At 38.8% G+C, this 20,858-nt stretch carries 23 protein-coding genes and 1 pseudogene; 7 read left to right on the top strand and 17 right to left on the bottom strand.

Features of this window, described 5'->3' with window-relative positions:
* Positions 1 to 76 precede the first annotated feature (76 nt).
* A complete protein-coding gene (locus RCG23_RS21355) occupies positions 77 to 1,540 on the bottom strand; it encodes an NAD(P)/FAD-dependent oxidoreductase (RefSeq protein WP_308177291.1) in 1,464 nt (487 codons plus the stop codon).
* 277 nt (positions 1,541 to 1,817) lie between these two features.
* On the opposite strand from RCG23_RS21355, the gene RCG23_RS21350 reads away from it, so the two are divergent.
* Together RCG23_RS21350 and RCG23_RS21345 are read left to right on the top strand one after the other, a co-directional pair.
* Positions 1,818 to 2,099, top strand: coding sequence for a CHASE3 domain-containing protein (locus RCG23_RS21350; protein ID WP_308177290.1), 282 nt, complete (start codon positions 1,818 to 1,820; stop codon positions 2,097 to 2,099).
* Positions 2,093 to 3,535 (top strand): HAMP domain-containing methyl-accepting chemotaxis protein, encoded by a 1,443-nt coding sequence (locus RCG23_RS21345; RefSeq protein WP_308177289.1) that lies wholly within the window; start codon positions 2,093 to 2,095, stop codon positions 3,533 to 3,535. Before RCG23_RS21350 ends, RCG23_RS21345 begins: the two co-directional genes overlap by 7 nt.
* A 48-nt stretch (positions 3,536 to 3,583) precedes the next feature.
* On the opposite strand, the gene RCG23_RS21340 is transcribed toward RCG23_RS21345, so the two are convergent.
* The gene (locus tag RCG23_RS21340; protein ID WP_308177288.1) at positions 3,584 to 3,736 is read right to left on the bottom strand and encodes a YjcZ family sporulation protein; all 153 of its coding nucleotides are present in this window, start codon (positions 3,734 to 3,736) and stop codon (positions 3,584 to 3,586) included.
* A 209-nt stretch (positions 3,737 to 3,945) separates the two neighbouring features.
* Between RCG23_RS21340 and RCG23_RS21335 the strand changes: the two genes are divergently transcribed.
* Both RCG23_RS21335 and RCG23_RS21330 read left to right on the top strand, forming a co-directional pair.
* Positions 3,946 to 5,046 (top strand): SGNH/GDSL hydrolase family protein, encoded by a 1,101-nt coding sequence (locus RCG23_RS21335; protein ID WP_308177287.1) that lies wholly within the window; start codon positions 3,946 to 3,948, stop codon positions 5,044 to 5,046.
* Positions 5,047 to 5,058: 12 nt separating this feature from the next.
* The gene (locus RCG23_RS21330; RefSeq protein ID WP_308177286.1) at positions 5,059 to 5,670 is read left to right on the top strand and encodes a DUF502 domain-containing protein; all 612 of its coding nucleotides are present in this window, start codon (positions 5,059 to 5,061) and stop codon (positions 5,668 to 5,670) included.
* Between the two features lie 23 nt (positions 5,671 to 5,693).
* On the opposite strand, the gene RCG23_RS21325 is transcribed toward RCG23_RS21330, so the two are convergent.
* The 3 genes from RCG23_RS21325 to rsgA form a co-directional block, all read right to left on the bottom strand.
* On the bottom strand, positions 5,694 to 6,191 hold the full coding sequence (locus tag RCG23_RS21325) for a PTS sugar transporter subunit IIA (RefSeq protein ID WP_308177285.1): 498 nt from the start codon (positions 6,189 to 6,191) through the stop codon (positions 5,694 to 5,696).
* Positions 6,192 to 6,206: 15 nt separating this feature from the next.
* Positions 6,207 to 7,175, bottom strand: a complete 969-nt coding sequence (gene msrA / locus RCG23_RS21320; RefSeq protein ID WP_374049775.1) for a peptide-methionine (S)-S-oxide reductase MsrA — start codon at positions 7,173 to 7,175, stop codon at positions 6,207 to 6,209.
* 152 nt (positions 7,176 to 7,327) lie between these two features.
* Complete coding sequence (gene rsgA / locus RCG23_RS21315) at positions 7,328 to 8,392, bottom strand: ribosome small subunit-dependent GTPase A (protein ID WP_308177284.1); 1,065 nt, start codon at positions 8,390 to 8,392, stop codon at positions 7,328 to 7,330.
* Between the two features lie 336 nt (positions 8,393 to 8,728).
* Between rsgA and RCG23_RS21310 the strand changes: the two genes are divergently transcribed.
* The gene (locus RCG23_RS21310) at positions 8,729 to 9,493 is read left to right on the top strand and encodes a DUF4397 domain-containing protein (RefSeq protein ID WP_308177283.1); all 765 of its coding nucleotides are present in this window, start codon (positions 8,729 to 8,731) and stop codon (positions 9,491 to 9,493) included.
* Between the two features lie 30 nt (positions 9,494 to 9,523).
* Here RCG23_RS21310 and RCG23_RS21305 read toward each other — a convergent pair whose 3' ends face one another.
* The 12 genes and pseudogenes from RCG23_RS21305 to RCG23_RS21250 all read right to left on the bottom strand — a co-directional run bounded on the left by RCG23_RS21305 (position 9,524) and on the right by RCG23_RS21250 (position 18,936).
* Positions 9,524 to 10,102 carry a YpmS family protein gene (locus RCG23_RS21305; RefSeq protein ID WP_308177282.1) on the bottom strand — a complete coding sequence of 193 codons (579 nt, stop codon included), beginning with the start codon at positions 10,100 to 10,102 and terminating at the stop codon, positions 9,524 to 9,526.
* A 5-nt stretch (positions 10,103 to 10,107) separates the two neighbouring features.
* Entirely contained in the window at positions 10,108 to 10,923 is an 816-nt protein-coding gene (locus tag RCG23_RS21300) for an SGNH/GDSL hydrolase family protein (RefSeq protein WP_308177281.1), read from the bottom strand.
* Between the two features lie 131 nt (positions 10,924 to 11,054).
* Positions 11,055 to 11,636: an SCO family protein gene (locus RCG23_RS21295; RefSeq protein WP_308177280.1), complete on the bottom strand. Its 582-nt coding sequence runs from the start codon at positions 11,634 to 11,636 to the stop codon at positions 11,055 to 11,057.
* An 81-nt stretch (positions 11,637 to 11,717) separates the two neighbouring features.
* Positions 11,718 to 12,878, bottom strand: coding sequence for a Ger(x)C family spore germination protein (locus RCG23_RS21290; RefSeq protein WP_308177279.1), 1,161 nt, complete (start codon positions 12,876 to 12,878; stop codon positions 11,718 to 11,720).
* The gene (locus RCG23_RS21285) at positions 12,862 to 13,983 is read right to left on the bottom strand and encodes a GerAB/ArcD/ProY family transporter (protein ID WP_308177278.1); all 1,122 of its coding nucleotides are present in this window, start codon (positions 13,981 to 13,983) and stop codon (positions 12,862 to 12,864) included. The genes RCG23_RS21290 and RCG23_RS21285 overlap by 17 nt, the downstream gene beginning before the upstream one ends.
* A gap of 11 nt (positions 13,984 to 13,994) precedes the next feature.
* Positions 13,995 to 15,513 (bottom strand): annotated as a pseudogene (locus RCG23_RS21280) (spore germination protein).
* A 103-nt stretch (positions 15,514 to 15,616) separates the two neighbouring features.
* Complete coding sequence (locus RCG23_RS21275; RefSeq protein ID WP_308177277.1) at positions 15,617 to 16,108, bottom strand: ATP-binding protein; 492 nt, start codon at positions 16,106 to 16,108, stop codon at positions 15,617 to 15,619.
* Positions 16,074 to 16,280: a histidine kinase dimerization/phospho-acceptor domain-containing protein gene (locus RCG23_RS21270; RefSeq protein WP_308177276.1), complete on the bottom strand. Its 207-nt coding sequence runs from the start codon at positions 16,278 to 16,280 to the stop codon at positions 16,074 to 16,076. Before RCG23_RS21270 ends, RCG23_RS21275 begins: the two co-directional genes overlap by 35 nt.
* Positions 16,277 to 17,140: a HAMP domain-containing protein gene (locus RCG23_RS21265; protein ID WP_308177275.1), complete on the bottom strand. Its 864-nt coding sequence runs from the start codon at positions 17,138 to 17,140 to the stop codon at positions 16,277 to 16,279. Before RCG23_RS21265 ends, RCG23_RS21270 begins: the two co-directional genes overlap by 4 nt.
* 234 nt (positions 17,141 to 17,374) lie before the next feature.
* Positions 17,375 to 18,217: a DegV family protein gene (locus tag RCG23_RS21260; RefSeq protein ID WP_308177274.1), complete on the bottom strand. Its 843-nt coding sequence runs from the start codon at positions 18,215 to 18,217 to the stop codon at positions 17,375 to 17,377.
* A 130-nt stretch (positions 18,218 to 18,347) separates the two neighbouring features.
* Positions 18,348 to 18,599, bottom strand: a complete 252-nt coding sequence (locus RCG23_RS21255) for a DUF2535 family protein (protein WP_308177273.1) — start codon at positions 18,597 to 18,599, stop codon at positions 18,348 to 18,350.
* A gap of 124 nt (positions 18,600 to 18,723) precedes the next feature.
* Entirely contained in the window at positions 18,724 to 18,936 is a 213-nt protein-coding gene (locus RCG23_RS21250; protein WP_308177272.1) for a hypothetical protein, read from the bottom strand.
* Positions 18,937 to 19,823: 887 nt separating this feature from the next.
* On the opposite strand from RCG23_RS21250, the gene RCG23_RS21245 reads away from it, so the two are divergent.
* Both RCG23_RS21245 and RCG23_RS21240 read left to right on the top strand, forming a co-directional pair.
* Complete coding sequence (locus RCG23_RS21245; RefSeq protein WP_308177271.1) at positions 19,824 to 20,279, top strand: metallophosphoesterase; 456 nt, start codon at positions 19,824 to 19,826, stop codon at positions 20,277 to 20,279.
* A gap of 79 nt (positions 20,280 to 20,358) precedes the next feature.
* The gene (locus RCG23_RS21240) at positions 20,359 to 20,697 is read left to right on the top strand and encodes a metallophosphoesterase (protein ID WP_308177270.1); all 339 of its coding nucleotides are present in this window, start codon (positions 20,359 to 20,361) and stop codon (positions 20,695 to 20,697) included.
* Positions 20,698 to 20,858 lie beyond the last annotated feature (161 nt).

The following is a 20,858-nucleotide window of genomic DNA, read 5'->3' as shown; positions in this document are numbered from 1 at the left end:
CATACGCAGTGAAATCAACATTCAGTTATAACAGAGCCTTCTCATAAAAATAAGCCTGCTGGTCAGCAGGCCTTTCTTAGGCAAGAACTGTTTCCCGACTTGGTGTTCCAGCCGTTTTTTCAATTATATCCCTGGCAATCCATACACCGCATGCACTTGCTTGTGCCAATCCGCGAGTGATTCCTGCTCCGTCCCCACCAACATAAAGTCCACTAATTTCCGTTTCAAAACGGTTGTTGATTTTCGGACGGGCGGAATAAAACTTAGCTTCGACTCCATAAAAGAGAGTATGCTCAGAGGCTAACCCCGGTGTGATTTGATCGAGTGCTTCTGTCATTTCAACCAGGCTTTTAAGGGTATTATAAGGCAGGACAAGGCCGAGGTCTCCTGGAACAGCCTCTTTCATGGTTGGCTCTAGAAAACCTTCCTTAATCCTCTTCTCAGTCGATCTTCTTCCCTTTAATATATCGCCATATCTCTGGACAATCAGCCCTCCATTTGAAAGACTGTTGGCCAACCGTGAAATTTCATGTGCATATTCGTTCGGCTTATCAAAAGGCTCTGAAAAAGTATGGGAAACCAGCAATGCAAAGTTCGTATTTGGGCTTCCAAGCTTGGGATCTTTATAGGCATGCCCATTTGCAAGCATTATTCCAGAGTGGTTTTCCACCACAACATGGCCTGACGGATTGCTGCAAAATGTCCGGACTCTTGTTCCAACGGATGTATTAAACACGAACTTTCCTTCATAAAGGTGTTCATTAATTTCCTGCATGACAATATTGGACGTTTCTACTCTTACTCCAATATCAACCTGGTTGTTCATCATACGAAGGCGCCTTGATTTAAGGAGCTTTGTCAGCCATGCTGAACCGTCTCTTCCTGGTGCAACAACTATCTTTTCAGCCTGGATTGTCTCTCCATTTTTCAGTTTTATCCCTGTAACCCTGTGGCCTTCTTCAGTTTTGATTGTTTCTAAATCTTGTACTTCAGTTGCGAAGGACATGTCAATTTTATTTTTTAAATATTCATATATACTTTTTAAAATTTCGAGATTTTGCTCTGTTCCAAGGTGGCGGACCTGCGCACGCAGAAGCTTTAAACCTGCGGCATAGCCGCGTCGCTCGATATCCTTTACTTTGTCGGTAAGCGGATCTGTGATACTTTCTGTTGCTCCGTGGTTTAAATTGATTTCATCAACATAGCGGATCAAATCAACGACAGTTGAATCAGGAAGATAATCTGTCATCCAGCCCCCGAATTCACTTGTAATATTAAACTTCCCGTCCGAATAGGCACCTGCGCCACCAAATCCATTCGTGATTGAACATGCCGGCAAACAGCCTGCGAATTCCTTCCTGCCGGCAGCTGGCGGACACTTCTCTATTTTCTTTTGTAAAATTGGACAATTTCTCTTATAAATATCATGGCCCTTATCGATGAGGAGCACCCGTGCTCCCGGCCTCTTTAACGTTAATTCATAGCAGGTAAAAATCCCGGCACCTGCTCCAACAACAATCACATCATATCTTGTTTCCATTGTCCATTTCCCCCTTGACGCATTTTGCCTTGCCATCGGTTAATATATCAAACTTTCTTCCTGTCAGTCAACTAAAATACGAACTTTATTCACTAATCATTATTTATAGTTCGTTTTTTATCTCTTTTCGAAAAATACAGTTATTATTAAAAATGTGAAAACACTTCCCATTTTTCGACAATTATCCTCAAATTTTCCTTGTACCGCTTTATGTAGTGTTTTATGATATAAGTAGAAAAAAATATTTATTTTCATAGGCATGAGGAGGAAACATCAAATGGGCAATGCGCTCAAGTATTTCCGAACAATCAGAGGGAAAATTATTTTTTCCTTTGGTACGTTGATCATCGTTATTACAGCACTTTATGCAGTTTCATTTTGGAATGTACAAGCTTTGAAAGAAGAACTCGACTCGATTTTAAAACGAGACATGGCAATCGAACGTGAAAGCCAGCTGTTCGCCAGGTCGATTTCAGACATTGAATCAGGTGAAAGAGGTTTTGTGATAACAGGTGCAGAGTCCTTTTTGGCCCATATGGAAATGGCAAAAGTATGGTAGACAAAAATTTTGAAAATATCGAAGAAATGATAAAGGATAATCCTAGCAGACTAAAAGAATGGAAATCCATTGAAGATACATACGGAAAATGGCTAAAATCAATTGACCGGGTAATTGAAACAAGAAGAAACGATGGCAAGGACGCCGCATCTGCCATGGTGGAATCAGCTGATGGCAGGCAGTTGAATGTGCAGTTAAATGAGGCACTTAGAATTTTTGATGAAAAACTTCAGAAGCAAACAGTTGCAACAATCGAAAGACTTAATCAGCAGGTGATGCTGGCAAGGATCGCTACCTCCATTTTATCGGGGGCTGCCCTAATTCTCGCGCTATTTTATGGCTTGTCATTGTCTATGAATATCCGCAGGAATGTAAAAAGAATAAGTTATTCTATCCTCGAAATTGCAAATGCAGGCGGGGATCTGACGAAAAGGATCAATATAACCACTAAGGATGAGCTGGCAAAGCTTGCAAACGACACTAACCAGCTGATTGAAGGAATCTCTGGTTTGGTAAAACAAGTGTCCCTTTTAGCTGAAAACGTTTCAGCCAGCAGCCAGGAACTTTTCGCCTCTTCTGAACAAACGTCAAAAACGATCCTTTCTATAGCAGAAACAACGGGTGAAGTAGCAGCTGCTGCCGACAATACAAACGATCAAATGACAGAGTCAGCTGACAGAATGAACCAATTAACTAATCTCGCCAGCCAGTTGTATGATCAGGCAAGTATGATGAAAAATGTATCGGGAGAAATGAAAGCTGCAGCCAACAGCGGAGAAGAATATGTACAGCTTTCAGGCCAGAAAATGCAGTCAATCGAAAAGGTTATTTCAGAAAATACTAAATCAATTGAAGCGCTGGGTAAAAAATCACTTGAGATAAATCATATCATTAATTCAATCACTGATATTTCCAACCAGACAAACCTTCTCGCTTTAAACGCTGCCATCGAAGCAGCCAGGGCCGGAGAACATGGCAAAGGTTTCGCGGTAGTCGCTGATGAAGTCCGCAAGCTCGCGGAACAATCCCAAAAGGCGGCACAAGAGGTTACCAATATCGTCACGGTAATCCAGTCGGATGTCAGCCAAATCATTTCTCAAAACCTACTGGGTGTTGACGAGGTCCAGGCCGGAGTAAAAACAGCCGGTGATACAAGCAGCTCGCTGAGCCAAATCATTGGAAAAATTGACGACACCGTTTCAGTTATTAATGAAATGAGCAGCCAGATTGATACAGCTCTTCGTTTAAGTAAAGATGTATCTGCGTCCTTTAATGCTGTCACATCTATCTCTTTAGAGACGGCCACTAATACTGAAATGACTGCAGCTGCGGCCGAAGAAGGATCTGCAGCAATGGAGCAAGTAACAAATGCAGCATCCGAGCTCTCCAGACAGGCTGAAGAACTTCGCCAGCTCGTAGGAAACTTTAAATTTTAATCTGCAAGAAAAAAACGCTCATATGCAATGAGCGTTTTTTAACATTTTTTAGCAGGTTGAAAAGCAGCTCGCACCAACTATAATCAATAAAATAAACAGCACTACTATTAAGGCAAATCCGCCATGGCGAGGAACTGCACAGCCGTATCCGTATCCCACGTAAGGAGAACTGCATCCGCAGGTATCGTATCCATAATACATAATATCTTTCACTCCTTGTGATATTCGTCTACCCCTCCCTACAATATGTTATAGGTACTTATGTTGCATGGGCATCCGCCCATTTTTTTATACGTGTTATTAACGTATTATATAAATAGTGCTATGGGCATCTTTTAATATAAAAGTCTTTTCGGTACACTTTGTATGATTATTTACAGATTCTACTACTTCAGGAGGCCTTACCTTCATTGAATAGAAAATTATCCTTTCTCATCGCTTCGATATTCATCATTTCAGTCATTACTTTTTATATAAATGGACTTACAAAGGCAAAAAGCTTGGGTAGCAATGAGCAAAGCCTCTATCAAAAAATCCAATCCGGACAGAATTTTAACTATATCGTTATTGGAGACAGTATCGGCAGAGGCTCAGGTGCAGAAACTCCTTCTGGCACATGGTTTTCTCAATTGGAAGCGATGCTGCATCATCATTATTATGTATCGGGTGAACACTTCTCAATCGTCCAGAGCGGAGCAACTGCATTTGAAGGTCTTGTAAAATTCCAGCAGGAAAAGCCAAGGAAGAATATTGACCTCGCGTTTATTGTTTTTGGAGAGAACGACCGAAAGTATATGAAGGCTAACCAATTTTCCTATTATTATGAAAAGCTTCTGCACGACGTAAAAAAGAATTACCCTAACGCTGAAATCATCACGATTACAGAAAGCTGTCTTCAACAAGAACCCTTTGCAAGGGTTATAAAAGGCTTGTCAGCACATTACAAAGCAGTAAATATCGATATGAGAATTCCTTTCCGGCTATCAGCTATACCGCCGGAAAAATTGACAAGAGACCTCGTCCATCCGAATACTAATGGGTACCAGCTTTATGCAAAAGAACTCTTTAAAGTAATAAGTGAAAATACAAGAAAACAAAAGGTGATTAAAACTGAATTGCCTTCTCCGCAGCATAACCGGCTTGATATAAACTTTATCTCCGTCACAAAGCCCGCTTACGTAAAGGGCTTTAAATTGAATGGACCCTATTATGTGAGCAATAGGAAAGGCGATTCAATTGAATATGAATTTATTGGGCGAATGGCCGGTGTAACGGTAGTTCGAACCGAGCAAGGCGGAAAAATGGATGTATTCCTTGATGGAAAATTCGTCACAAGCATATCTACCTGGTGGCCTTTTGAAAGGGTGAGGAATTTATATGTTACTAGCGGGCTTAGCGGAGGAGTACACCGGATTACTTTCGTAAATACTGGAGTTGGAACCCATACAAAAAAGGATTTTATAGGAGAACTTCAAATTTCCTCCCTGATCGTTCCGACTACCAAACCTTAGGAGAAACAATAAATGAAATCAATATTTAAGAATTTTATTAACGGAATATTAACCATCGTACCCATACTTTTAGTTATATATGTTATCTATAAGACTTTCCTTTTTCTAGATGGATTGCTTGGAAACGTGCTTAAGCCTTACATGAAAAATGATTACATCCCCGGGATTGGTCTTTTAGCAACAGTCATCCTCATTACCCTTCTGGGCTGGCTGTCAACTAAATTCATTACAGGTAAAATTATTAAGTTAATCGATACTATGCTTGAGAAAATTCCAGTTGTCAAAACGATCTATTCTGTAATAAAGGATACGGTACATTCATTTTTAGGAGATAAAAAGTCCTTTTCAAAGGTAGTCCTTGTCACAGTACCAGGTACGGCAATGAAAAGTATGGGATTTATTACTTCAGATGAACTCGAAAACTTTTATCACCCTTTAAAAGGCCATGTTGCAGTATATATACCCCAAACCTTTCAGGTCGCGGGATTCACTTTTCTCCTGCCAAAGGAAGATGTTGAGGTGATCGACGTGAAACCTGAAGATGCGATGAAATTCATACTTTCAGGCGGCATGACCTCAACGGGGAAATCACAGTCAGTATTAAAAAAGACCAGCCATGATTGATTATTGGCTGGTCTTTCTTCTTTTTAAATCATACTGATTTTGATTATTGGTGTCTGTCCACGTTCAACATTTCCTAATGGAAGCTTTTCGAGGGATGCAGCATGATCGCTATTCGTAATAATAATTGGAGTAATCGTACTTTTTGCTTTCTCACGCACTAATTCAATATTAAAGGTAACAAGTTTGTCACCTTGTTTCACTCTATCTCCAGCCTTAATATGTGAAGTAAATCCTTCCCCCTCCATCGACACTGTTTCCAGGCCGATATGTATAAGAATCTCCGCTCCATTGTCAGCTCGTAATCCTATCGCATGTTTTGTCGGGAATACTTGAATGACTTCTCCTTCTACAGGAGCTACAACAACTCCTTCAGAAGGATCTATCGCGATTCCGTCCCCCAACATTTTCTGTGAAAAAACCGGATCCGGAACTTCATCAAGATCAATCGATTTTCCTGATAAAGGTGATAGCAGTTCCACGTCTATCAAGGTTTCTTTTTTTCCAAATAGTTTTTTAAACATGAATCCATCACCCTTTCACGTTTGAAAACAAGACGGAAAGGTCCCCGTAACCCTCTTCGGCCAGCTTTTCTTTTGGAATGAACCGGAGAGCAGCAGAGTTAATGCAATAACGGAGGCCAGTTCGCCAGGTCCGTCATCAAAAACGTGGCCAAGATGGGAATCGGCTTCTTTGCTTCTCACCTCTGTACGGATCATAAAATGGCTGAAATCCTTTTTTTCCTCCATTTCGTCCTCTTTGAGCGGTTTCGAAAAGCTTGGCCACCCACAGCCTGCGTCGAATTTATCAAGAGAACTGAATAATGGCTTACCTGAGACGATATCAACATAGATTCCTTCTCTTTCCTCGTTCCAATATTCATTTCGAAATGGCGGTTCGGTTCCATTATTTTGTGTAACCTCATACTGTATGGGTGTTAACTCACGCTTTAATTTGTCCAGGTCTTTATTTTTCATTTTCGTTCCCCCAATGCCGGTTAATAAAACCGCCCTTCCAGACCCTACATGATAAGATTCATAATGGGGCCGGTTTTTTTTGTAGTATTGCTGATGGTATTCTTCTGCTTCAAAAAATTCTTTTGCTGGCAGGATTGGAGTTACAATCGGTTTTGAGAATCGGCCGCTCTCCTGAAGAAGCTGTTTTGATTGTTCGGCTTCCTCCCTTTGCTCTTCATTATGATAAAAGATTGCAGTTTGATACGATTGGCCTCGATCATAAAATTGCCCGCCTGCATCCGTAGGATCAATTTGCTGCCAAAAGAGCTCTAGCAGCTTCTCATAAGGAAATTCACGTGGATCAAAGGTAATCTGCACCGCTTCATAATGACCAGTTGTTTCTGAGCAAACCTGTTGATAGGTCGGATTTTCGACGTGTCCTCCGGTATATCCGGATACAACTTTTATAATTCCGGGCTGTTCATCAAATGGTTTGACCATGCACCAGAAGCAGCCTCCTGCAAAGGTTGCTTTTTCAAGCATATTATCCATTTCCTCCACCCTTTCTGCATTTCATACCTATTATCATTCATTCCCCTATTTAGTAATTTTCAAGCTATTTAATTGAGTATACAAGAAAAGGTAGCCTTTTTAAAATGAAAGCTCTTCCTCTAAAAAAGAGAGCCATCATCGGCTCTCCCAACTTATTTGACTTTTTTGTTCTTTTTCATATGTTTGCTGATATTTTTCCAATGTTTCTTTTCTTCAGCCTGTGCTCTTTTATCCGCTTTTCTTTCTATGAAGGAAAGCTCCTTCAGCAGCTTATTATAACTGTTTAACCGTTCAGCAGGAAGAACTCCCCGCTCAATTGCTCCTCGCACTGCACAGCCTGGTTCATCTGCATGTTGACAATCGCGGAATTTGCATTCGTCCCCTAGCTGTTCAATATCCGAAAAGGTTTCGGATATTCCCTCGCTGCTTTCCCAAAGCTGTAGCTCTCGCATTCCAGGTGTATCAATCATGACACATCCATTAGGTAGAAGGACAAGTTCCCTATGGGTAGTCGTATGCCGACCCTTATCATCCGCTTCCCTGATTGTCTGCACTTTTAGTTTTTCTTTTCCCATTAGCTTATTCGTCATTGTAGATTTGCCGACACCTGAAGAGCCTAACAATGCAATGGTTTTACCGGGCTGAAGATAAGGCTGTAAGGAATCAAGTCCATTTTCCATCTCTGCACTAATTGGAATGACTGGAACACCAAGTGACACCTCTTCAACTTCTGCCACCTTCTGAGCAGCGTCGGTACATAAGTCTGCTTTACTGAGAACGATAACCGGATTTGCTCCACTTTCCCATGTCAATAAAAGATACCTTTCGATTCTTCGTAAATTTAAATCCTCATTCAATGAATTAACGAGAAAGATGGTATCAACATTTGCAGCAACAATCTGCTCTTCTGTTGTCCTGCCCGCCACTTTCCTTGAAAACTTGCTGCTTCTAGGCAAAATGGCGTGGATGGTGCCTTTTTTTTCTTCTTGCCTAATTTTCAGTGCAACCCAGTCGCCGACTGCTGGAAAATCCTCTCTGCTAAAAGCATCAAAAGCAAATTTTCCCGAGACTTCACATAGGCACTCTCCAAATTCTGTATACACACGGTACATTCTTTTATGTTCCAGTGCGACTCTGCCTAAAACAAAGCCTTCAATCCCGTACGCTTCAAAATCCTTTTTAATCTTTTCACTCAATCCGATCTTAACTAGTGTCATCTAATAGTTCCTCCATGAATTCATAATAAAAAACCACAGGCACACACAGCCCGTGGTTGGATATACATGGTGGAATAAAGATAGAAATCCTTAATAAAAATATTCCGTCCGGGCTGTGCAAACGATATAGAGATATTGGCGGTTCAACATAGTCTCAATTAACATTACACTTCACCCGCTTTCCTGTTATTTATAGATAGTATATGTTAAATAATTAGAAAAGTAAACAAACTTCGAAAAATTCCAATAAAATTATTTCTTTCATCCCAAATAGGCACCTACCCAAAAGAGACTGAATACATTATGTGAGTAGACTACTAACTAGGAGTGTAAGGTATGTCCGAAAATAGAAAACCCTTAGATTACTTTCAAAAAGCCTCAATTTATGATTTATTAGCATGCTATTATAAATATACCAATCCAGCTATGCATGTTTATTTTTATCAAAAACACTTAAATTCATTAAACAAAGCACTGCAAATGACAAATACGTCCTCCTTCCCGCAAATGTACCGTCCTGCCGGGCAAGCAGCCGTCCGCGTCATTCATGCAGCCCCCGGAGCGCCTAATGTTGATGTTTATGTAAACGGAAATAAACTCCTTGCTGACTTTCCATATAAAAAGTTAAGCGACTATATGCCAATTCCTGCAGGCAAATACCAAATTGATATTTACCCTGCAGGAAATATGACAGAAACACTTATTAGCAAAAAAGTTACGGTTGAACCCGGAAAGTCGTATACACTTGCCGTAATAAAAAGCGATAAATTCCTCAGACTTCTTTCATTTTCAAATGATCCCCGGGTTCCAGCTGGTGAAACGAAGGTACGCTTTATCCACCTTTCTCCCGATGCACCCGCAGTTGATATAGCTGTTAAAAATGGCGATGTTGTCTTTTCCAATGTTTCATACCGGCAGACAACAGACTACTTAGGCCTAACGCCTATGACAGTCGATTTGGAGGCAAGGGTAGCAGGCAGCAAGAATATTGTACTTCCATTACCAGGCTTAAGATTCAGCCCCAATGAAGCTTATACAGTATTCGCAGTGGGATACGCAAAGGAAGAACCAGTACTTGAGGCGATTGTCGCGAAGGATTAATAATAAGGTGTTCCGACAAAGCGGAACACCTTATTTTACAGGGACAAGCAATGTAAATGAGATATCATCCTTTTTTAGATTAAATGTATTTACTTTAACCTTTGTATCACTTTTTAGCTTCACCTGCTGCATGCTGATGTACACAAGCCTCTTGTTCGGCTGGATATCCACACCTTTTGGAAGCTTATAATTTTCGCTGATAAATTTTAAAACGTATGGGACCGGCAAATGCAGCCTGCCCAGTGATATCGATTTTTGTTTAAGTACCAGGTCTCCATTATCAAGCGCCTCTGGTTCAAACGTTAATTTCATTTTCAACTCATCGTTGAAGAAAGGAAGCAAACCATATAATTCAACCTCATCATCCAGATTGATTTGGTAATTAATTGGACTATCAGGAGTTTCCTTTTGGATATAGTATTTTATTAATTTGTTTATATCCTGTTTATTGGACTTAACGTAAAAAGAAACAAAATCCTTTTTGGGGGCGGTAAATTTTTTTGTCCCCTCATCTTTTGGGGGTAAAGAAATAAAAACCAATAGGACAGCTATAATCAAGAGGTTTATTCCTAAAAGAAGAATAAAACCACTCTTCCATTTATTTTTCATAAAAGCTATTTCTCCTCTTTCTTAGCGGTTTTTGCAAGAGCTGGCAGAGCATTCATCTCCAGCTGGTCAAACATTCTTTCCGCAATTAGCTCATATCCTTTGTCATTGGGGTGAAAATGATCTTTATACAGCAGTTTTTCTCCGCTATTTGCAAAGAGATCCTCAATCGGAACAAAATAAGCATTAGGAAAACCGGCTGTAACATTCCTGCCCGCGGCATTCCAATCGGTAACTACCTTCTGAAGTTCACCAATGCCTGAAAACCACTCTTCAAATGGATTGTAGAGCCCTATTAAGACGACAGAAGCGTGCGGATTTTGCTGGGATATATAGTGCAAGATCCTGGTCAAATGGGTAATATATTTCCCCTTTTCACTTTCAAAAACGGACATTTGAAGATTAGAAAGATTGTCAGTGACCACTTTCATAATGTCATTTCCGCCAATCGTCAAAATAATCATATCCGCTTTAGCTAAGTTGTTCTTTATTTCTTCGGATTCCAGCCTTTTTAACAGCTGTGTTGTCCGATTTCCCTTAACACCATAATTAATGAATTCAACTTTATTAATACCCTTTTCACTTTCAAGCCTTGTTTTTAAATAAGGAAGATAACCGCCCTTTTCCGTGCTGTCTCCCACACCTTCCGTAAGAGAGTCACCTGCAGAAATGATCGTTAATTTCCTTGGAATAAAATCCTCTGGAACCTTACTGTATAATTGCAATTCAGTTTTCTTTTCCGCCTGCTGGTTCCAGACATTGTTCTGATTGCAGGAACATAACAAGAAAGTTAAAAGGAGCAGATAAGGGAATAACTTCTTCATGCAGCAGCCCCCCTTCCTAAACTTATGATTATTATAACACGGCAGGAAAAATTCAAAACAATTATGCAATTGGGGATTTCAGGCAGGCGGAAAAATCCATTTTTAGCGAACAAAAAGCTGCCGATTTCGGCCTATTGTAATGCTTCCATGTCATTGAGGATTTCATCATAAGGAACTTCCTGTAACCCGGAATAATACTTCTTAATCGTACCCTCCTGGTCGATTAAATAAAAATCCGTACCATGGATAACCTGATTGCCCTCTTGAGGCTTCTTCACAATTGTTTTAAAATCCTTCATTGCTTTATTCTCAATCTCATCCTGGGAGTAACCAGTTAGTAAATTCCAATTTTTGAAATTGGCGCCGAATTGGGCAGCATATTTTTTTAGTGCTGCAGGAGAATCTACCGTGGGATCAACGCTGAAGGAAATAAATTCAATATTTTTGATTCCTTTTTCCTTCACCTTTTTTTGAAGAGCAGCCATATTGGATGTCATTGGAGGACATACATCCGCACAGCTGGTAAAAACAAAATCCGCAACCCATACTTTGCCCTTCAAATTTTTAGAGCCGAATGGTTTTCCTTCCTGATTTGTGTAAGCGAAATCCTTAACCGGCCAGTTCTGGGCATTTTTAATTTCCTTTTGCCCGCACCCAGATAGGACCACCATAGTACAAAGCATAAATACAAATCCTATAATCCGAACTTTCATTCTATCACCCGCTATCTCTCTATTCCTTTACGTGGTTATTTTAACAAACCTTTCTAAAAGAAGGAAGAAAGAAAGAGGTTTTTAATCTATCACTCCTGTCCGGACAATTTCATTTTTAACCTGTACATTAAAAGTTGCATCTTTAAATTTCTCTCGCCACATTTTCTTGGTTAATTTTTTTCCTCTCAAATGCGCCTTATATTCATTTCCAAAGCCGATCGGGTCAACACCTTTATCCTGAAGACGGGATAAAAGGTGCTCAATATCTTTTTTAATAGCCTTGCTCATTTCTTTTTCAATTAGCTTTATTGCAGCTGGATTGCCTACGTCCAGCGGTTCGGTCATCTCTAATATCCTCGACTGTAATTTCACTTCAATATTAAAACGAAGGTTTTGTTTATTTACAAGCTTAATTTTATGCTTACTGCGTATATTATCAATCGTAATATACATTTTATTGTGTAATTCTTTTTGACGGTGTCCCGCACTTTTAATAATAAATTTTGAAAACTTTTTTAAGTTAAACGCCATTTCCTGGGAACCCGCTTTATATTGATCAACTAATATCTTTAAATAAAATAATTTATTCGTCTCTAATTCATCGATTAATCGATCATTTTTAAACATGCCCATTCCTGAAATTACAATATCGCCATGACTGAGCTTTAAAATTGGCAGGATCGGATCCTTTCCAACATCGTAAAAATTATGGTTAAACTCTTGCAGAGTAGGGGAAATTAGCTGTTCTCCCTCTACATTTTGTTTAATTAAATTGTATAAGTACGTTCCCAGATTGATTGATTTTTCAACATTATTTTTAGTTAGTATATCAGAAGCATCTTTATCACTAATAGTTAAATAAACCATGTTTCCAATCGTCGGATCCCGGTTCAATGTATCAACTAGCTGAATAATTCCCTTTTTAGCGAGTGTTTTACTATAAACAACAATCCGCAGCTGTCCCGATACGAGCTTATGGCTGGTTTGCAGGTTTTCCTGTTGTCTTAATCCCTTGCTTGTTTTTGCGACCTCGGTAATAACCCTCGTAACATTTTGCATCATTGGATCAAATTTTTGTATAACAGCAGTCCCTTTAATATTAGACCCTTTGTCTAAATCATACCCTTCTGCCGTAATCAGACCCAATTTTTCCAGGTTCTTTTGTTGAATACAGCCTGATATCAAAAGGAGATCCATTACCAATACAATGAGAATCAATTTTTTTTTAGCCGTTTTGGGCATTAGCGTGTTTTCTCCTTCCCCACCATTTTTTAATCAGAACGATTACAGAAAGAAGGATTGGGTAGCAAAAGGCTGCATAAAATCCGATTATCCCTACATAATCCGTTGTTAAATTCATCTGGTATCTAGCTTTAATAAAAAAGGTGCCCCCCCATGAAAGAAATGCAAGAATATAAATCCCTTTTTTCTGCTTTATATTAAATAAACGGGAAAAACCTTTGGATGCTGCCCAGAGGTATGCACAAAGATTAGGCAGAATAATCAGCATCCAGAAAGACACCGCAATAAATTCAAATCGTTCGAGGTTTGGAAGCCTGACGATTTTAAACATTGATAAAACAGGCCAAATCGTCCTCTTTAAGCTTTCCTCTGAAAAAAAAATCATTGCGACGAAAGTAATAATCGTAAAAAGAATGGTCGTATACAGATTTCCTATTTCAGAGTAAAGCAAAGCTTTTTTCTTTTCTTTAATGTATGGATAAATAAACAAAATCATCTCAAATCCTATGATAGAGAAGGAAGTTTTATATATCCCCATTAAAATATTTTTATAACTCGTATTCCAAATAGGAAAGATGTGTGTAGGATCGCTGTATTTCAAGGGAACTGCCAGTATGAAGATTAGCCAAATTGTTGCCAAAAAAGATAAAAATGAAATACCAACTACTACCCTTATTCCACCTAACACAGCATAGACAGTTAAAAAGATGAGACTAGCAGAAAGCATCCATGTAGGCATATCCGGGAAAACCCACGCCTGCACGATTTCTATATAATTCATTACTATTACAAAAAATGTAGATGTAAGATAAAGCATATAGAGAACTCCTAAAGCTTTCCCAATGAAATTACCGAATACATCCACCTGAATTCCATATAAATCAGCATTTTTATATTGGCGCAGCATAAGAATCATAAGCCATAAGACAATACCGGTTGCAATTCCTGCCAATAAAACCGAAATCCAGCCATCATGACCAGACTTAAGAAAGACAACCCTTGGCAAACCAACAATTCCTACTCCTGTCTGGGTCACATGAATAACAAACATAACTAGAAATGCATTAAATAAAAGACCTTCTTTTGGATGTAAATCCACTTTCATTTTCATAGCACCTACTCATCTACATCCTTTTTTTGTTTCGCTTTTTTATTTGAATATCTCTTTGTATCCAGCGTTAGATTAGTTTCGGGACGATTAGCATTAAATTGAAACGGAAAACGGAATATACTATAGCCTAAATCATTCCATCTAAAAGGAAAAATAGGTGCCAAGTACGGCCTTTCCTAAGGTTGACAGCTTCAATAAATGAATGATTAAAAAGCAGAAGGACATCATTATTCCGATCCCGCCCCAGAAGCCAGCTATAATAATAATTGGGAACCGGATGATCCGGATCGCAGTGCCCATTAAATAGCTGGGTGCAGTAAAAGATCCAAGAGCGCTAAGGGCAATAATAATAATCAAAATATTGCTGGTAAATCCTGCATCCACCGCTGCCTGTCCAATCACAATACCGCCTACGATACCCATTGTCTGGCCTACTTTTGTAGGGAGTCTTGCCCCCGCCTCCCTTAAAAGCTCAATAATGAATTCCAGCAACAGCGCTTCAAAAACAGGGGGAAAAGGAACATTTGATCTTGATTCCCCCAAGGAAACGAGCAAGGGGGATGGAATCACTTCATAGTGATAGGTCAAAACAGCAACATAGGCAGGTGTAAGCAGTACAGAAAGAAATATAGAGGTAAAACGAAGCATCCTTAAGAAAAAACCCATGTTCCAGCGCATGTAAATATCTTCCGTTGATTCAAAAAAACTAAAGAAGGTCGTTGGTCCATATATCGCCGCAGGACTGCGATCCATCATCACACCCACTCTCCCTTTTAAAAGTGAAATGGAAAGCCTGTCTGGAAGTTCTGTCGTCAATAGCTGCGGAAAGACCGTCCAGCTGTTATCTTCAATCAACTGAGCAAGGATCGTAGAGTCCGGGATATGGTCAATCTGCAAATCACTGATCCTTTGCTTGAAGCTATTAACATTTTCCTCATCGGCAATGTCTTTAATATAAATGATTTTTACTTTTGTCTTTCCTCGTGCCCCTATCACGAGATCTTCCATACAGAGGTTCTGATCCTTAATATTGTTTCTAAGGATATTCATGTTACTGGCAAGTGACTCCGTAAATGAAATTTTAGGGCCGTATACCAGTGATTCTGTTTCTGCTTTTTCAAGGGATCTTTCTACTGTTTTGCTTGTATTCGCAATTAACCCGAATGGCTCACCCTCCGGATAAATATATACGCTGCCTCCGATTAGTGACGAGGTGATCTCTTCCAATTGATTCGCCGATGATAACTGGGCGATAGGAAGGACATCTCGCAAATTAGATGTGTTCCATTGCTTTTCATCCTGCTGAATAATAGGCCGGATGATAAAATCATCGACTGCATTTTTGTCCGTCATGCTCGCCAAAAAAGAAATAAGGATTAACTTACCTTCCCTATTTAATTCCCTGAATTCCAAATCTGTTGTTTCAAGCAATTCTTCTTTTAACTGCAGTTTTAATTCGTCTATTTTAAGGCTATGGGCTTTAGGTTCTTCAGGCTGTTTTTTTCCATTCCGCCGTTTAAACATAAACAACACCTTTTATCATCATTTTTTTTAGCATTTCCACACCTGCAAATTTTACCCATAAAAAAAACAGCCCTGACCAAAGCCAGGGCTGTTTGAAAGAATTTTAATAATCCTCATCCCATAGCGGGATAAATATACTAAACGTGGTGCCTTTCTCTTTTTTGCTTACTACATCGATTTTCCCATTCATCCTTTCAACAATCTGATAGCACACCATTAATCCGATTCCAGTCCCTTTTTCCTTTAATGAATAAAAGGCAGTTCCCAGTCTATCTAATTCCTCCGGAGCCATCCCCACCCCTGTATCCTGGATTTCAAAAACCCCATAACCACCTGATTTTCTAACGGTAAGTGTCAGAGTACCGCCTGATTTCATTGCTTCTATCCCGTTCTTTAAGATATTTATCAGTACCTGCTTTAATTCGCTTTGATTCCCTTTAATGCAAATATTATCTTTAATAAAGGTCCTCGACTCGATATTTTTTGACAACATTGCAAAAGAATTCATCAAATCCATTGCCTTTTGCGCAAGTTCTCCTGCGTTCACTTTTTCGACCGAATCAAAATCGGGCTTGCGCCAGTGATAAGTAATCATTTATGATGATTTCCGCTCGATTAAGCTCTTCAATCATCAGTTTTATGTACATTAACTCTTCTTCATTTAAGTGATCCTTTGCCAGAAATAGTTGCAGGAACCCCTTCACCACTGTCATCGGGTTGCGGATTTCATGAGCAACAGAAGCAGCAAGCTGCCCAATCGCATTCATTTTTTGGCCCGTTGCAGCTCCTTTTGGATTTTCGATTTGGCTATTATCTCTTCCATTTCACCAATTGCTTCCTCAAAGCGATGCATTTTATCAAGTTTAGCAGGCAAACTTCCGAACTCCTTGTATGTATCTGACAGCTTTTCAAATAAAATAGAAAGCTGACTAGTCATTAAATTAAAACGATCGCTCAATTTTGTCATTTCTGAATGGTCGTTTATTTGCAATTTGACATTAAAATTGCCCGCACTGACTGCATTGATTCCTTCAATAATTTCATTTACTGGCGCGAGTACCTTTCGTATGCCCCAGTTTAACGATAAATACACAACAATGGTGACAATCATAAAGGCGAAGAATAAGTAAGCTGCTAGTTTCCTTTTATAGGATTCAATAATGGAGGCATCCACATCGACACAAAGAACACCAACAACCTTTCCATCCTGGTTTAAGATTGGAGAAAAGGCAGTAATCCAGAGCCCGTATTGATCTTTATACGGCCCTGTGGAATAAACCTCTTTTTTTTGCATGGCAGTTTCATATCCATGTAAAAACATTTTTCCAGCTTTATAGGTTTTAAAGCTGCCAAGCCCGAGCTCTTCGTAATGGCGGGAGGCAGCAACAATGTTCAGTATATTAGAATCGTTTTCCTTCGCTTCCAAAATATATCCTTCAAGATAGGAGGAATTACGCTCATTAATCATAGTAACAATTCTGTTCAATCGGGTCACTACAGGGTGATTATAATCATGTATTGCAATAGCCTTCTGTATATCATCGGAAGAAATGGTGGAGCTCCAAAGCGAAGCCACTCCCGTTGCCCTATCAGTTAATTGATCCTTCAATTGGTTCGTTTCGTACATAAAGCTGAAGCCAGCAGTTGAAACCATTACCAAAAAGGTGATGAAAAAAGAAAATAACAGCACTTTTCGATAAAGAGCAGATCTTTTACCTTCTCTTTTTTTACCATCAAAACTTCCCCTTCGACACCTGATGAAACAACATTCGACATTCTGGCAAGGTTTTCCTTCATTTTTTATAGAAAACAGCCTACATAAAAAACCTGGAATGTCGTCACTCCAGGTTTTTAGTAGTTGCTATTCAAAATAATACATCAACGCTATAGCACCTGGACCAGTATGTGTGGTGACGGTAGAATTCGTATAATCCACATCATCAATACGATAGCCCGTTAACTCATAAACGCTATTAATAATTTTGGAAGCAAGCTCTTGAGCCTCGGCATGAGCAATTGCCACCCCTTTAATCGTTTTACCTTTGACATCCTCTGCAAATTGCTGTCCCAGGAATTTAACAACCTGAGAGTGGCTTCGGACCTTGGTAACCGGGGTATACTCAGCACCTTCGAGTGAGGCAATCGGCTTTATATTAAGGAGAGACCCGATAAATGCTTTCCCCTTTCCAATGCGGCCGCCTTTTACAAGGTTTTCAAGCGTATCAACCATAATATAGAGGCGTGAATTCTGTCTTACTGCCTCCAGACGGTTCAAAATCTCCGCCACACTTTTTCCTTCCTGTGCCATTATGGCAGCTTCCTTTACCTGAAATGAAAGCGCCTTGGAAACAAACTGAGAATCCCAAACTGTAACCATTGTATTAGACATTTGCGCCGCAGTTTCAGCAGACCTGACCGTACCGCTCATTTTGCCAGTCATATGTATGGACAAAACCTCATACCCTTCTTCCCCGAGGCGATCATAAACCTCAAGGAAAGCGCCTGCAGGAGGCTGGGAGCTTTTTGGCAATTCATTTGTTTCTGCCATTCTTTTTATAAAATCAGCCGAATCAAGCTCAATCCGGTCCAGAAACGTCTCTCCATTAATTGTGATTGCCAGAGGAACCATTTCGATGCCATACTTTCTCAGCATTTCATCTGACATATCAACAGTTGAATCAGTTACAATTTTAATTTTGTTCATATAATCACTTCCCTGTAAATGCACTTCACCTGTATTATACATGTTTCACTATTTTAATGAAATATTCTAGATGCCAGGTTAAATCAATGTAAAATAAAAAGAGCACCGGTTGCCCGGGGCTCAAAACATATTAAGCATTATTTTTCAGTTCACCATTTTTAAAAAGCTGCTCATAATCAGGCCATCTCATCGCTCTCTTTAAATAGTCCCTAAAGGAATAGCGTTTATGATACTTTTTCTCACCATAAACTGAGGCAATGAATGTTTGCAAACGGACTTGGATCATAAAATAATAAGGGTTATCTTCCTCCAATACAGGAATCTCCATGACTTTAACCTTCTGTCCAACAACATTTTTGAACTCTAGGCTTTTGAATAACAAAGTATCAATCCTCTTTTTCACCCGTTTGAATATATTATACCTTACATCTACCCCGAAATGTGTCTGATTATGCGCAGATTTATAAAATTATTTTGAACTTTTTTGGTAAATTGCAGGATCGCTGTTAAATATATTTATTCACTGCACTCGCCGTAACCGGTTTTTGGGTATAGCGGTTAGCCAGCAACTCCAGCTTCTTTTTGGTGTCCATTCTGCTTTCAGCATCCTGATGGAATACATGTGTTATATCAGTGGAACAAACAGGACAAATCCACGTTCCTGAATCACAGCTGCTGAAGGATGGCTGATGGCAATGATTACATACTTTTTTATACATGGAGATCGCTCCTTATTGAAGTTTAATATGTGCAACTACAAGTTTCATTCCATTTGCTTGCTCAATTTGTCTACTTCCCGTTTTCTCAGCATTCTTAAACCACAAATTGGAATAAGTGCAATAAAAATGGTGGGCATTCTAGAAATTTATATGTACAAGTAAATAATTACGCTCGAGTTGTTCGATTTATGACTGTCCACTTCACTCATTTCTGAAGAGTCGATAAATTTACCATGAGAATTTCTATCGACAAAATAATAAAACCATTATATATCTTGTTGATTTGTTGGGTTACCTCGGTCAAGATGCGCAAGGAAAATCTCTATGTCTATTTTATTTTGTTTGATCGATTTTTTTGAAGAGAGCCTGTCTATTAAATTCTCAGTAAGAGATTCCAAAAATTTGATTTCGTTCAGTAAGATCCTGCATTGATTTCCTACTTCATTGATTCTCGCTAAAGTCTTCCTATCTTTGCACAAAAAACCACACTCATCTCATTCAGGCCATTTTTTCTAATTAAAAGTGAATTCTAGGATTAATTAAATACTTCGTTCAATATATAGAATGCGATATGAGTTATAATACATTCTTCAACTCAAAAAGGTTTTATTTATCTTCTATTTTTGTTCTATATTAAATTATAGGTCATTTATCGTTCTCACAAAAGAACAAAATTCCGACAATTACTTACAAAATTTACCTTAAAATAAAAAACGAAACCTTTTAATATAAACGACATTTTAATACATTATAATAAATTACCGAATTATGATAATTGAAGACCTTTTTGATATTCCTGCCAAATTATGATATTCTTTATTAAGAACACGACTGTATATTTATTTTTAAATTCTAAAGTAATATTCTAATAGAATGAAGGTTTAACTATGAAAAGGATATTAATAAAAGAAGAAGCACCAAAAATCTCTCGCAGAGAATTCTTAAAATTAAGTACTACCCTTTTCTTAAGTGCAATAGCCTCAACACCATTCTATTCATTTTTCCTGGAACGATTTTGGATAGAAGTAAATTCAGTAAAACTTTCATTTAACCGATTACCCGCTGCATTTTCTGGTATTAAAATAGTGCAAATTAGTGATTTACATATTGGTGAATTTTATGGGAAAAGCAATTTAGTTGAACTTGTTAAAAAGGTGAATAGCTTAAAACCAGATATACTTTGTTTTACGGGAGATTTAGTAGAGGACAGTGTGGATATATTGAATGAGTGTTCGCCTGTTTTAAAGCAATTTCGGTCAAATTTATTAAACCTCGCCATCTTGGGAAATCATGATTACCGAATAGGCACAGGAAAAAAAAGTCGAACAATGTCTCCAAAATAGTGGTTTCACTGTACTTAAAAATGAGAATATTTCTTTTGAGATAAACGGAAGTAAAATATTCTTTGCAGGAATTGATGACATGTTTTCCGGTAATTTCAATATTAAAAAATCAATAAGTGGTATTCCGGAAGACCAATTCACAATCATGTTAGCACACGAGCCAGATTTTGCAGATGACGTTGCTATTTATCCGGTTGACCTGCAATTGTCAGGCCACAGCCATGGCGGACAAGTACGGGTTCCGCTTTATGGCCCACTTTTTACACCTGATGGGGCAGTGAATTATATTGAAGGGCTGAAAAAAATTTCCGGTTCCAACCTTCTTTTATACACAAACAGAGGAATTGGAACCACTTATTTGCCGATTCGGTTTAACTGCAGGCCGGAGATAACGGTGTTTACATTAAAGCACTCTTAGTGATTACCAAAACAAATTTTTCTATCAACAAAGACAGTGGAATCTGGGAGACGAAATTGATTTACGAAAAGATAAATCAGGGATGTGTTGTAGAAGAATAGCTTTATGGTAAGTTTTTCTTAAAAAGGCTGGTCTCAAATAAGTAATTATCTTTTTAAGTC

It is taken from the genome of Neobacillus sp. PS3-34, assembly GCF_030915465.1.
Classification (GTDB): domain Bacteria; phylum Bacillota; class Bacilli; order Bacillales; family Cytobacillaceae; genus Neobacillus_A.
This window is presented reverse-complemented; position numbering and strand designations above follow the sequence as displayed.